10 protein-coding genes and 1 tRNA gene are annotated in these 13,118 nt (G+C 39.8%); 6 read left to right on the top strand and 5 right to left on the bottom strand.

Annotation, left to right across the window (positions count from 1 at the left end; all coding sequences use genetic code 11):
* Positions 1–63: 63 nt before the first annotated feature.
* Complete coding sequence (gene sppA / locus ACLKML_RS07685) at positions 64–1,920, bottom strand: signal peptide peptidase SppA (protein WP_413284816.1); 1,857 nt, start codon at positions 1,918–1,920, stop codon at positions 64–66.
* Positions 1,921–2,179: 259 nt separating this feature from the next.
* Between sppA and ACLKML_RS07680 the strand changes: the two genes are divergently transcribed.
* The 3 genes from ACLKML_RS07680 (at position 2,180) to ACLKML_RS07670 (ending at position 6,950) form a co-directional block, all read left to right on the top strand.
* Positions 2,180–4,204 carry an FAD-dependent oxidoreductase gene (locus ACLKML_RS07680; RefSeq protein WP_413284815.1) on the top strand — a complete coding sequence of 675 codons (2,025 nt, stop codon included), beginning with the start codon at positions 2,180–2,182 and terminating at the stop codon, positions 4,202–4,204.
* A 114-nt stretch (positions 4,205–4,318) separates the two neighbouring features.
* Entirely contained in the window at positions 4,319–4,867 is a 549-nt protein-coding gene (locus tag ACLKML_RS07675) for an NAD(P)H nitroreductase (RefSeq protein WP_413284814.1), read from the top strand.
* Between the two features lie 154 nt (positions 4,868–5,021).
* Positions 5,022–6,950 (top strand): DNA topoisomerase III, encoded by a 1,929-nt coding sequence (locus ACLKML_RS07670; RefSeq protein WP_413284813.1) that lies wholly within the window; start codon positions 5,022–5,024, stop codon positions 6,948–6,950.
* Here ACLKML_RS07670 and ACLKML_RS07665 read toward each other — a convergent pair whose 3' ends face one another.
* Positions 6,951–7,637, bottom strand: coding sequence for an SDR family oxidoreductase (locus tag ACLKML_RS07665; RefSeq protein WP_413284812.1), 687 nt, complete (start codon positions 7,635–7,637; stop codon positions 6,951–6,953).
* A 323-nt stretch (positions 7,638–7,960) separates the two neighbouring features.
* Here ACLKML_RS07665 and ACLKML_RS07660 point away from each other — a divergent pair, with 323 nt between their 5' ends.
* A complete protein-coding gene (locus ACLKML_RS07660) occupies positions 7,961–8,179 on the top strand; it encodes a cysteine-rich CWC family protein (RefSeq protein WP_413284811.1) in 219 nt (72 codons plus the stop codon).
* Positions 8,180–8,298: 119 nt separating this feature from the next.
* Here ACLKML_RS07660 and ACLKML_RS07655 read toward each other — a convergent pair.
* From ACLKML_RS07655 to ACLKML_RS07645, 3 genes are all read right to left on the bottom strand, one after another.
* Positions 8,299–8,386 (bottom strand) — tRNA-Ser (locus ACLKML_RS07655).
* Between the two features lie 164 nt (positions 8,387–8,550).
* Positions 8,551–10,413: a DUF3413 domain-containing protein gene (locus ACLKML_RS07650; protein ID WP_413284810.1), complete on the bottom strand. Its 1,863-nt coding sequence runs from the start codon at positions 10,411–10,413 to the stop codon at positions 8,551–8,553.
* 34 nt (positions 10,414–10,447) lie between these two features.
* Positions 10,448–10,675, bottom strand: coding sequence for a YejL family protein (locus ACLKML_RS07645; protein ID WP_413284809.1), 228 nt, complete (start codon positions 10,673–10,675; stop codon positions 10,448–10,450).
* 84 nt (positions 10,676–10,759) lie between these two features.
* Here ACLKML_RS07645 and yejK point away from each other — a divergent pair, with 84 nt between their 5' ends.
* On the top strand, positions 10,760–11,767 hold the full coding sequence (gene yejK / locus ACLKML_RS07640) for a nucleoid-associated protein YejK (protein ID WP_413284808.1): 1,008 nt from the start codon (positions 10,760–10,762) through the stop codon (positions 11,765–11,767).
* Positions 11,768–11,975: 208 nt separating this feature from the next.
* Positions 11,976–13,088 (top strand): aspartate-semialdehyde dehydrogenase, encoded by a 1,113-nt coding sequence (gene asd, locus ACLKML_RS07635; RefSeq protein WP_413285853.1) that lies wholly within the window; start codon positions 11,976–11,978, stop codon positions 13,086–13,088.
* Positions 13,089–13,118: the final 30 nt, after the last annotated feature.

Genomic DNA, 13,118 nt, shown 5'->3' with positions numbered 1-13,118 from the left:
CACGAAGCACCTAGTTAAATTAGTCGATTTTTATGCCTATTTGTATTGGCCGCGTTAGCGTTATTACTCGACTTGACAGGTTAAACAGAGCGAATAATAACCTTTAGGATCATTAAAAGTACTGAGTAACGTACTATCGGCGAGTAACTGATTGGTAACTGGTTGAAATGCTTTTGGAATGAAGCTAGAAATATTCAGTCCAAACGATGCATTAAGACCTTCTGATAATTGCTGTAAAAATTGTTCAGCTGGAGACAGAGGCTCTTCTACCCAATATACGTTATATTCTTCGATTTCCGCCAGCTCAGCGGCGCTTGTGATAGCGTCATCAAAATCACCTAGCTGGTCAACCAATCCTGCATTTAATGCATCCAAACCAGTCCAAACTCGGCCTTGCGCGACTTGATCAACTTGTTGTATTGGCATATCACGACTTTCAGCCACTAAACCAATAAAGCGTTGATATCCATTTTCAATACCTAGTTGGAAGGCTTCACTGGCTTGTTTAGGGATACCACGGGTAATTCCAATACCAGAGAAAGGCGTAGTACCTACACCATCGCTGTAGATACCAAGGTTATTTAATCCTTTCTCAAAAGTAGTAATCACGCTAAAAATACCGATTGAACCGGTTAAAGTGGTCGGCTGAGCGATGATTCTATCCGCGCCCATAGAGATCCAATAACCGCCAGATGCAGCTAAGCTGGACATCGACACGACAACTGGTTTACCTGCCGCTTGGATCGCTTCTACTTCATTACGAATAACCTCCGAAGCAAAAGCACTGCCACCAGGGCTGTCCACGCGAAGTACAACCGCTTTTACGCTGTTATCGTTTCGTGCTTGTCGAAGTAAGCTAGAAATAGTGTCTCCACCTACCGTGCCTCTTGGTTGTACTCCATCCATAATGGCACCACTAGCAACAATAACCGCAATGTCGTTGTTGGTACTTTGGTAAGTTGGGATCACCGTATGTCGGTAATTGTAATAGTCGATAGCTTTATAACTGTCTTTCCCTTCTTGGCCAAAAATATCGGCCATTTCTTGACGCACTTGTTGTCGAGTAGCCAAACTATCAACAAGGCCAAGCTTTTGAGCAAGTTTAGCCAAATCACCATTGACGGTTTTTAAGTTGGTAAGAAATTCATCCATAGAAGGATTGATTGCGTTAACGTTAATTTGTCGGTTACTTGCCACATCATCAACGTACCCTTGCCACAGTTGAGTTAACCATGCTGATGCTGATGCTTTGGCTTCATCGGACATATCATCTCTAATGAAAGGCTCAATGGCAGATTTATAGGTACCCACTCTAAATACATGCGTATTTACGTCTAGGTTTTCGAGTAATGTTTTGTAATACAGAGGAAAAGTGCCATAACCACGTAGCATTACCGCGCCATCGGGTGCCATATATATTTTGTCTGCGTAACTGGCTAGATAATATTGGCTTTGATTGTAAAAGCTGCTGACGGCATAAACTGGCTTACCGGTCTCTTTGAAGGTATTAATCGCTTTTGCAATATAGCGAAGTTTGGTGAGATTCACCTCTGGCATATCTTTTAAACTAAGGATCAATCCGGATATTTGATCGTCTTCCGCGGCATAGCGAATAGTGTCAACAATATCAAACAGTACATTTTCTTTAGGCAGATCTTGTCCCAAAACCGATCCTGTTACTGAATCCATCGGGTTTATGTACTTTCTCTGCTCAACTATTGGACCAGAAAGATTAACAATTAACGCAGAAGCTTCATTGACTATTGGTGGTGCGGTAATCTCGGTTGATTGGTTATAGCCTAGATAAAGCAGGCCAATAACTACAAAGAAAAACAAATTAAAGATAGCGAGGCGGATAAAGTTGATTAACTTCCAGCTCCATTTAAATAGAGTGCCGATAATTTTAAACAGTTTTTTCATGTCTTCCTCACAAGTGCATTAAACACAAGCTTACAAAGATGTAAATTAGTTGGCTAATCCTACGTCATATTAAAAAGAAATACATCTTACATTGATCAATGTTGCACAAATGTAAACACTTGTTTGATTTTTGTTTTAAGAGTGAATACTCTGATTTCACCATAATAAAAAGCGGTCCAACCAGTCGTTATACTCAAGATGAGTAATAAAAAATGACCACCAAATGTTGGAACTGCCACAAAATACAAGTGGAGCAATTATGTATCCAAACTTACTACAGCCTCTTGATTTAGGTTTTACTCAACTGAAAAATCGCGTCCTTATGGGATCAATGCATACAGGTCTAGAAGAACATAAAGAAGGGTTAGGGCGTTTGGCTGCATTTTATGCAGAAAGAGCAAAAGGACAAGTCGGGTTGATTGTAACTGGTGGGTTTTCACCAAACCTGCGTGGGCGGTTACACCCATTTAGCGCGGAATTTAGCAAGCCTAAGCATGCCAGAGCGCACCAAGTTGTGACTAAAGCAGTGCATGATCATGGTGGTAAAATCGCATTGCAAATATTGCATGCGGGACGGTATGCAATGCATCCATTTTCGCAAAGTGCTTCAGCAATGAAGGCGCCTATTTCAAAATTTGCACCAAGTGAAATGCATCCGAGACAAATAAAAAAAACTATTGATGCTTTTGCAAATAGTGCCCAACTCGCGCAATTAGCTGGTTATGATGGTGTTGAGGTTATGGGATCGGAAGGCTACTTGATTAACCAGTTTATTTGTAAGCGAACCAATATGCGTTATGACGATTGGGGAGGCACTTATAAAAAACGTATGCGGTTTCCGTTAGAAATTGTTAAAGCGATTCGTAAGGCAGTAGGGGAAAAATTTATTATTATCTTCCGTCTGTCATTACTTGATTTAGTTGAAGAAGGCAGCACATTCGAAGATGTTATTTTGTTGGCTAAAGCATTAGAAAACGCAGGTGTTACTATTATTAATAGTGGTATAGGTTGGCATGAGGCTCGTATTCCAACGATTTCTACTCAAGTGCCTCGAGCGGGTTTTACTTGGGTAACGGAACAACTAAAACCACACCTTAAAGTACCCGTAGTAACGTGTAATAGAATTAACACACCAGAAGATGCTGAACGTGTTTTGTCTGCTGGTCATGCTGATATGGTATCGATGGCACGTCCGTTTTTAGCCGACCCAGAGTTTGTGTTAAAAGCTCAGAAAGATAAGTCTAAATCTATCAATACATGCATTGGTTGCAATCAAGCTTGTTTAGATAACATATTTAAAGCCAAACGGGCCAGTTGTTTAGTCAACCCAAGAGCGTGTTATGAAACTGAATTGGTTATTCTGCCTGCAACTGAGGTGAAGAAAGTAGCGGTTATTGGTGCGGGTCCAGCGGGCTTATCAGCGGCCACTATTGCGGCTGAACGTGGACATCATGTTGATCTCTTTGAAAAATCAGACCGAATTGGAGGTCAATTTAGATTAGCGATGCAGATTCCAGGTAAGGAAGAATTCCGCGAAACCATTCGTTATTTTGCCAACCGTATTGATGAAACCGGTGTGAACCTTAAATTAGATACGGCGGCAAAATTTGAAGATTTATCGACTTATGATGCAGTAATTATGGCATCTGGTGTCGAACCCAGAATGCCTGACATTGCCGGAATAGAGAATCAAAATAAAGTGGTGGACTACCAAACCTTAATTCGAGAAAAAACACCGGTAGGCAATAAAGTGGCGGTTGTTGGCGCGGGTGGTATTGGTATCGATATCACTACCATGCTGACTGAGCCAGAAGGACATGATCTAAATGATTGGCTGCATAGTTGGGGTGTGGATACGGAATTGAGTCACCCAGGAGGGTTGTACCCTCATCCAGAATTAATAAGTGAGCGTAAAGTATGGTTAATGCAGCGCCGAAATAGCCGAGTTGGAAAGGGGCCGGGGAAAACAACGGGCTGGATCCACAAAAGAACATTAGAAAAAAGAGGTGTGGCTCTACTTGGTGGTGTTCGTTATCTAAATATTAATGACGATGGACTCATGATCGAACAGCAAGCAAAGACAGCTCAACAAGGACCGCTAGAGCAACGACTTGATGCAGATAAAATTATTATTTGTGCCGGCCAAGAATCGGTCCGACCGTTTGAGGAAAATTGGCCACAATTACAAGGTAAACTGTATGTTATTGGTGGCGCGGATAAAGCGGGTGAACTTGATGCTGTTAGAGCGATACGACAAGGGCTAGAGGTTGCTATGAAACTGTAAACCTGATTATTGTATTAAAACGGTCATAATTGTTGTTATTGATAATCATTCGCGCCTGTTGTATGGTTAATTTCTATCTATATATCGCTAATAAATAAGCTTGAAGAGGCCCACATGGATGCATTGGAGTTGTTATTAAATCGTCGTTCTATTGCTAAATTATCTTCACCCGCACCTGAAGGTGCGGCATTAGAGAATATAATAAAGGCAGGATTACGAGCTCCTGATCATGGTGGATTAACACCATGGCGTTTTGTTATTGCTGAAGGGAATGGATTAAAAAAATTAGCCGATATACTGGTTAATGCGGCTCAGATTGAAAAGAGTGATCCGGTGGTAGTGGAAAAGCTAACCAATGCGCCTTTTCGTGCACCGATGGTTATTACTGTCATCGCTAATGTTAAAGCACATGAAAAAGTGCCTGCATTTGAGCAACACTTATCCGCAGGTTGTGCAGTACAAGCGATGCAGTTAGCCGCTGTGGCACAAGGGTTTCAAGGGTTTTGGCGTTCAGGGCCGTGGATGTTTCATCCAGAAGTTCATAAAGCGTTTGGTCTAAGCGGTGATGATGAAATCGTTGGTTTCTTATATTTAGGTACACCAGGATGTACGCCAATGAGTGCTCCTAAACGTGATTTAAGCCAATATGTTGAGTATTTATAAACACAGGGCTAGCTACGGTTAAAATCAGTAGTTTTGTATTGAAGCAATTTAAAAACGATTACTAGAAACTGTATAAATTTACAGTATTTCTTGCAATGTAAGGGCTAGATTGGATAATCTAGCCCTTATTTTTTATATAAACGGATAACAACATATGGCGCGACTTTTTATTGCGGAGAAACCGAGTTTGGGACGAGCAATTGCAACCGCCCTGCCTAATCCACAAAAAAAAGAGCTCGGTTATATTCGTTGTGGCAATGGCGATATTGTTACATGGTGCATTGGCCATCTACTTGAACAAGTTGAACCGGATGTTTACGACCAAAAATATAAAAAATGGAACCTAGACGATTTACCTATTGTCCCACAGCAGTGGCAGTTAAGACCACGAAAAGCCGCTAGTAAGCAGTTAACCGTTATTCGTAAGTTACTTAAAGAGTGTGACCAAATTATCCATGCCGGTGATCCTGATAGAGAGGGACAGTTGCTGGTGGATGAAGTTATCGATTATTTAAAAGTCACGGCTAAGCGAAAAGCGACAGTACAACGTTTACTGATCAGTGATTTAAACCTTCCTGCAGTAAAAAGAGCGTTAAGCCAAATGCGCACCAACAAAGAGTTTATTCCCTTGTCCGTTTCTGCTTTAGCTCGATCTAGGGCTGACTGGTTGTATGGGATGAATATGTCGCGAGCTTACACTTTATTAGGGCAGAAAGCAGGTTATCAAGGCGTGTTATCTGTTGGGCGAGTACAGACTCCAGTACTTGGTTTGGTGGTACGCCGAGATGAAGAGATCGAAAATTTTGTTGCTAAAGATTATTTCACCTTACATGCGTTAATTCCTTACCAAGATGGTTTATCTTGCATTGATATTCGTGCCCGTTGGAAGCCAAGTGAGGCTTGTCAACCATGGCAAGATGATGAAGGGCGAGTATTAAATCGTAAGTTAGTAGAAAATGTCGCTAATCGAATCAAAAATCAGCCGGCGATCGTCGTTGAATCAGAGCAAAAGCAAACCAAACAATCCGCCCCGTTGCCTTACTCATTATCAGCGTTACAAATTGATGCGTCTAAGCGATACGGCTTAAGTGCACAAGATGTGTTGGATATCAGCCAGTCATTATATGAAAAGCATAAATTAATTACTTACCCACGGTCTGATAATCGGTATCTGCCTAACGAACATTATGCACAAGCAGGTTCAGTTGTCGCTGCTATTCAAAATAACGCTCAACAGTTAAATCAAGCCGTTAGTGATGCGAACTTATCCATTCGCTCTAAAGCTTGGAATGATAAAAAGGTAGAGGCTCATCACGCGATCATTCCGACGCCGAAGAAAGTTTCTAGCCATGCTTTGTCTGCAAATGAAATGAAAATCTATCAACAGATAGCAAGGCAATACTTAATGCAGTTTTATCCGTCCGCAGTTTATGCTGAAGCAAAGTTAGGTTTTGAAATTGCTGGAGGTCACTTTATTGCCAAAGGACGAAAATTGATTGATCCAGGTTGGAAGGCGTTAATGGGTAAAGATAATAGCGATGAAACTGCTTTTGATATGGTGCCTCCTTTAGCCAAAAATAGTCAGCTGGTTTGTCGAGAAGGTGAAATAAAAGATCGCAAAACTGAACCGCCTAAACACTTCACAGAAGCGACTCTATTACAAGCTATGACTGGAATAGGACGTTTTGTTGAAGATAAACAACTCAAAAAAATACTCAAAGAAACCGATGGTCTCGGAACGGAAGCAACCAGAGCTGGTATTCTCGATACTCTGTTCAAACGTAAATTACTCACACGACAAGGGAAGTCGATTTTAAGTAGTCAAGCAGGGAAGGGCCTGATTCATGCTCTACCAAATGAATCTACTTTCCCTGATATGACAGCACATTGGGAACATCAGTTACAAGGAATGGTAGAGCGAAATCAAGCTTACCAACCTTTTATGTCTGGCTTGCAGCAACAATTATCAGCTTTAATGCAAGGTGTTAAAACTAATCCAGTTCCCGATGCACTTAAAAATCTACCTCAGGTAGAACGTTCTAGAACACGACGTAAAAGTAAGTTCACACGTAAAAAGCGTTAATTACCAAGGTAAACGAGTTCCGTCATAATTAATAAATTCACCAGAGTTGTCGGCCTGTAATGAGTCGATAACCGTTATCATTCCTTGCGTGGACTGCTCAGTTGAAATACTAGCATTAGGTCCACCCATTTCAGTACGAACCCAACCAGGGTGGAGTGCTACAGTAATAATACCTTTAGAAGAAAGGTCATTGCTTAAGCTTTTAACCACTGAATTTAATGCGGCTTTAGATGAGCGATAGATGTAGCCTCCACCTGATGTATTCTCGGTCATACTTCCTACTTTGGATGAAATACAAATGATCTTTTTATGCTCTGCTTGTTGCAGTCGTGGGTAAAGTGCTTCCACTAATTTAAGTGGTGCTATGGAATTAATTTCAAATACTTTTCGCCATTCCTCTACATCTGTGTTGCCAAATTCTGTTCCTTTTGGTCCATAATATCCGGCATTATTGACCAGAACATCGATAGGAGGAAGACGCTCTGCTAGTACATTGAGATGTTGATAGTCAGTAACATCAAGTTGATGGCAATGAAGAGATTGGTTTTCTTCCATAAGAGCAAGTAACTCATGCGCATTATTGCTATCGCGAAAAGTGGTATGAACCTGCCAACCAAGTTGTAAATAATTTTTCGTTAGTGCTAAACCAATACCTCGGTTTGCGCCAGTAATCAGAATAGTTGCCATTAGATAACTCCAAACTGTGCGGTAAAAAAATCACACTACAACGTGATTTTGTGAGTCGAAAATAGGATTCATAACAGAAAATATGGAGGCAAACTTTTTAAATTCAACGATAGCATAAACGAACATGATTAAATGCTATCATCTGACGTTCAGTCTATCTGTTGCTATTGGCTTGAGTAACTAATTAGTTGAATCCGCTGCAGTACGGATTTAGAGCAAAAAATAATGTTTCACTACAAAGATTTTTTAACAACAAAGACTACCTTTAAAAAGTTATATCGTGTTTAACAAACGATATAGCTTTTGATAACAGAGAGTTGCCTATGAATGATGACCAAATTTGCCCGTTTTGTAAAAAAGGCAATAATTGTATGGTGAGTGACCCAAGCGCATGTTGGTGTAATGTAACAATGATACCTGCACAATTGCAGCAATTAGTCCCATTAGAGTTACAACGGGAGTCTTGCATATGTGCAAATTGTGTTGCGGCTTATATTGAGGATCCTGTGATGTTCAAGCAAAAACATGTGAATAACCAATAATAGCCGTGAGTAATAGGTAAGCACATATTAGAAAGTGACATATAGTCACAAGAAACAGAACGCTATTGATGAGTAACAAATAGCAAAAAGCCCACTGCATGCAGTGGGCTTTTTTAATGTGGCGGAGAGATAGAGATTCGAACTCTAGGACGGTCGCCCGTCGCCTGATTTCAAGTCAGGTGCTTTCGGCCACTCAGCCATCTCTCCGTGTGGTACGAATAATATAGGGGTTAGTTTTGCTTGTAAACCCCTGATAATGTTGTTTGATGTATTTTTATCCAACTGAGTGCTAATTTTATTAAATTCTTTAGTTTGTCAGTGTTAACTTAATTAAATTAGCGGCAACATTGTTCAATTACTATTAATGCTAATCAAAAATCGTTGTAGAAACGTTTTAATTCCGACAATCCGAGCATCAATATAGACAATTTGGTCTTAGAATCTTTGTCACGTTGGTAATTATTATCATAAACTTTATAGTTACCGTATTGATCGACCACTGTCGTATAGTTACCAGTGATAAGGGCCATGTTGTTTTGGTTGCCCGCTAATATCCATTTGCGTGATGATTGATTTAGCAGACTTTGACCACTACTGTAATCTTGTGGGTTAGATGACACACCAAATAAATCTTGTAATAAAGTGACAGACAAATCGAAATGGCTGGTTTTATAAGTGAATATTTCAGGGCGTTTAGTCGGCCAATGCATGATTAAAGGCACATTAAGTTGATAGCGACTGTAGTTGCTATTTGCTCCCCAACTGTTTGTTTTTGTCTCGTTAAACTCCACGCCATGATTAGAGGTGATAATCACAATGGTATTGTCTAATAATTGTTGCTGTTCAAGCGTTTCGAATACCGTCGCTAATAGACGATCGGTTTTTTCTGCCGCTAGAGAATACGCGTCTTTCAGCCTCTGTTCTGGCGTACCTTCAAACGCATTGTTATCGTACTCTTCATAGTTACTTAGAGTGGATAACTCAACATAACTAAACCAAGGTGTCTTGGCTTGTTCTTGTAACCAAGAGGACCAATTTAAGAGAGTTGTTACATCACCACTATTATTGGCATACCCATCATCCGCATCACCATTATCGGCGTCATTATTGCTCGTATAAGTGATAGATTGACTGGTAGATTTAAAAATAAACTCTCTAGAACGGTCACTATCCTCTCTGGTGTTATCGTCACCGACTTTATCATGGCTAAATAAACCAAACGAATACTTACGCTTGGTCATTTCATCTAATAGTATCGGTGGTAATTGTTGAGAAATGATACTTTTTTGATAGTTACTTGGTATGCCATAAAATAGGCCAAAAATACTACCAGCGTCATTATTTGAACTGTAGTGATCGGTAAACCTCAAATTGTTGTTAGCATATTCATTTAGCTGCGGCATAAGTTCAGGAGTTACAAAGTCACCTCGTAAACTTTCTACCATGATCATAACTACATTATAATTTTTGGCTTTACTATCATACGTTAATGGTTCTACAGGATAGCGGATTAATTCCGTTAACTTCTCGTTTTCTTCTAAGCGTTTATTATATTCTTCAGTATCGATTAGCCCATGTTTTTGCATAAACGTTCGTGCTGTCATCGGATACGACAATGGAAAATTAGCTTTTTGCGCTGTAATAGGTTTATAAAAAGTAATATCCGCCCAAATATAAACAAGATGACTTGATACAAAACAGACAAAAAATAAGGTCGTGATAGAGCGACCAATTCGTTTATGTTTGAGCTTTCTATGTTTACGCCAAATCCATTCAGACTGAGCAAGTTGTAGTAAAAATATAATCGGCAGAACAATAAATAGTTGTTGTAGTTCTGTCGCAATATTACTCTGGTCTTTTTCTAATAATAGTTCCCATACTGCAGGGTTGAGATGTAAATGAACTTGCTGATAAGCTTGTGTATCAAGCAATAACAAGGTCAAACCAACAGTGGCGAAACAGACGGCAATAAATCGAAACAGTTTTCTTGATGGAATAATGAAAGAAAGTGGAAATAAAATCAGTAGGTAAAGAGCGAAAATTAAGAAACTGAAATGACCTACCCATGAACCAACTAAATAAAGTTGACCAAATAGAGTTTCAGGCCAAGGGGATTGGCTTATATAACGCGTACCTATCAACATAGAGGCAATTATGTTGAAAAAAGCAAACCAGTGGCCCCAACTAACTAGTTGGGATACTCGTTCACCATATGTTTTTCCACTATCTACCATGTATTTTTCGTTCTTATTGTATTAATGAATTGTTTTAATGAGCTTTGCCTTCTTCCACAGAGGAAAGCAGCGCTTGCGCAAATTTTTCTGCTATGGCCTTACGCTGTGACGCAGGGACATTAGTGTTTAAAACATTAGTTGCAATATTACCTGCAATCATAAGAGAAAGCTCTGAACTTGCGTTATGTTTGTCTAAAACTGCCGCGATTTCAGTAAGAATAACTTCTATTTGGTCATCGCTGTATTTTGATGTAATCGGCATAGTAACTCTAATAATGATAGTAAAAGCGGCTTATGATAACCTACTCTTCATCACAACTGAAATCGAAACAATAATTTATTCACTATGAGCCTAAATATATCAAATGTCATCCTACATCAGCTTGCAAAAAACGATCAGGATGAACTGACGGTCAAATACCGCACCGAATCGCTTGAAAACAATAACTTCACTCAAGATCTAGTTTCAGAACTTCATCGTGTTTTTAATGCAAAAGCAGGAAAAGGCTTTGGCGCATTCCAATCAGACAGTCATTTTAAGCACTGGTTGCAACAACTACGTCAAGGAAACGAAAATTTTTACGATTTTTCTCAAAATTGTGCCAAACGACTTAAAGGTGAGCTCATAAAGTACCCTTTTGCTGATGAAGGCATTTTGGTTTTGGCGCAATACCAATCACTTGCGACGGAGTATTTGTTTGTTGCCTTGTTGCCATCTAATCAAAGCTTGAAGGTAACGGAAGGGCTTAATATTGGTGCAACCGATTATTTGGACATTAATAAAATGGATATCGCAGCACGAATTGACTTATCTACTTTTGAAACAAATTCCGAATCGAATCGATATTTATCCTATATCAAGGGAAGAGTTGGACGAAAAGTTGCGGATTTTTTCTTAGATTTCCTGCAAGCAGAAGTTGGACTAGATGTAAAACAACAGAATTTAGTCTTGATGCAGGCGGTGGATGATTATTGTGCTGATGTACAGCTTGATAAAGAGGAAACCACCAACTATAAGAAACAAGTCTTTGACTATTGCACTGATCAAATCAAAGCCAATGAAGAATTAGAAGTAAAAGAGCTCTCAGGTGAATTGCCTGTCAGTACAGATGGAACCAGTTTTCTCGACTACACACAAGATCGAGGCTATCAATTGGAAGAAACGTTTCCAGCGGATCGCACAACCGTAAGAAAGCTAACCAAATATGTCGGGGCTGGTGGCGGGCTTTCTATTAACTTTGATAGTCTACTTTTAGGCGAACGAGTATTTTATGATCCAGAAACGGATACGTTGACTATTAAAGGCATTCCACCAAATCTCAAAGATCAACTAACGCGCAAAAACAACACATAACAAATGAACAAAAATACGTATTTCACTTGAACATCGCTTTGGTCAATACGATTCGAATAAGCTCGGGACAATTTCAATGAATTTGGCTATAGAAATGATGTATCGAGTAGGGTATTTTCATATTGATAGAAAAAAAACTTGTTTTCTTATGTGTAAATAATTAATGATGACGAATAACTAACGAATTAACACGGAGTGTAGAATAATGATGAGAGTAGGTTTAGTTGGCTGGCGTGGTATGGTCGGCTCTGTATTAATGCAGCGTATGGTAGAAGAGAAAGATTTCGATCATATTGAACCTGTGTTTTATAGTACATCTCAAATAGGTATACCGGCTCCTAATCTAGGAAAAGAAGCAGGTTTACTGCAAGATGCGTTCGATATAGACAGCTTAAAACAGCTCGATGCGATTATTACATGCCAAGGCGGCAGTTATACAGAAAAAGTCTTTCCAGCTCTACGCCAAGCAGGTTGGAAAGGGTATTGGATAGACGCTGCATCAACACTTCGAATGAAAGACGATGCCATCATTGCATTAGATCCTGTTAACCTGAAGCAAATTCAGCAAGGTATCGCTAGCGGAACCAATACTTTTGTTGGCGGTAACTGCACCGTTAGTTTGATGTTAATGGGGTTAGGTGGCTTGTATGAAAAAGGCATGATCGAGTGGATGAGTGCCATGACTTACCAAGCTGCATCTGGTGCTGGTGCGAAAAACATGCGTGAACTGATTTCACAAATGGGGGTTATTAACGATTCAGTGTCTTCTGAATTAGCTAACCCATCCAGTTCGATCTTAGATATCGATCGTAAAGTTGCAGAGACCATTCGCTGCTCTTCTTTCCCAACCGATCAATTTGGTGTGCCTTTAGCTGGTTCGTTAATTCCATGGATTGACGTTAAACGCGATAACGGCCAAAGCAAAGAAGAGTGGAAAGCTACGGTTGAGACTAATAAAATTTTAGGTTTGCAAGACAGTCCAGTTCCAATTGATGGTACTTGTGTACGAATTGGTGCTATGCGTTGTCACTCACAAGCATTGACTATTAAGTTGAAACAAGATGTACCAATGGATGAGATCGAAGATATTATCGCATCGCATAATGATTGGGTAAAAGTGATTCCAAATGAGCGTGATATTACTGCAGAGCAATTAAGCCCAGCGCAAGTAACAGGTACATTATCTGTTCCTGTTGGTCGCCTGCGCAAGATGACCATGGGTAACGATTTCCTAAACGCGTTTACCGTTGGAGATCAGCTATTATGGGGCGCTGCAGAACCACTTCGCAGAACGTTACGTATTATTCTCGAATCAAAATAATTTCAATCACTATTCTAGTTTGAATTATTA

The sequence above is a fragment of the Vibrio sp. MA40-2 genome, assembly GCF_047302445.1.
Taxonomy (GTDB): Bacteria; Pseudomonadota; Gammaproteobacteria; order Enterobacterales; family Vibrionaceae; genus Vibrio.
The sequence above is the reverse complement of the archived record's forward strand: the minus strand, read 5'-3'. Positions and strand labels throughout refer to the sequence as shown.

Bases quoted from the DNA above. Each gene is read 5' to 3' on its own strand.
- sppA (WP_413284816.1), bottom strand. From the start codon at position 1,920: ATGAAAAAACTGTTTAAAATTATCGGCACTCTATTTAAATGGAGCTGG.
- ACLKML_RS07680 (WP_413284815.1), top strand. From the start codon at position 2,180: ATGTATCCAAACTTACTACAGCCTCTTGATTTAGGTTTTACTCAACTG.
- ACLKML_RS07675 (WP_413284814.1), top strand. From the start codon at position 4,319: ATGGATGCATTGGAGTTGTTATTAAATCGTCGTTCTATTGCTAAATTA.
- ACLKML_RS07670 (WP_413284813.1), top strand. From the start codon at position 5,022: ATGGCGCGACTTTTTATTGCGGAGAAACCGAGTTTGGGACGAGCAATT.
- ACLKML_RS07665 (WP_413284812.1), bottom strand. From the start codon at position 7,637: ATGGCAACTATTCTGATTACTGGCGCAAACCGAGGTATTGGTTTAGCA.
- ACLKML_RS07660 (WP_413284811.1), top strand. From the start codon at position 7,961: ATGAATGATGACCAAATTTGCCCGTTTTGTAAAAAAGGCAATAATTGT.
- ACLKML_RS07650 (WP_413284810.1), bottom strand. From the start codon at position 10,413: ATGGTAGATAGTGGAAAAACATATGGTGAACGAGTATCCCAACTAGTT.
- ACLKML_RS07645 (WP_413284809.1), bottom strand. From the start codon at position 10,675: ATGCCGATTACATCAAAATACAGCGATGACCAAATAGAAGTTATTCTT.
- yejK (WP_413284808.1), top strand. From the start codon at position 10,760: ATGAGCCTAAATATATCAAATGTCATCCTACATCAGCTTGCAAAAAAC.
- asd (WP_413285853.1), top strand. From the start codon at position 11,976: ATGAGAGTAGGTTTAGTTGGCTGGCGTGGTATGGTCGGCTCTGTATTA.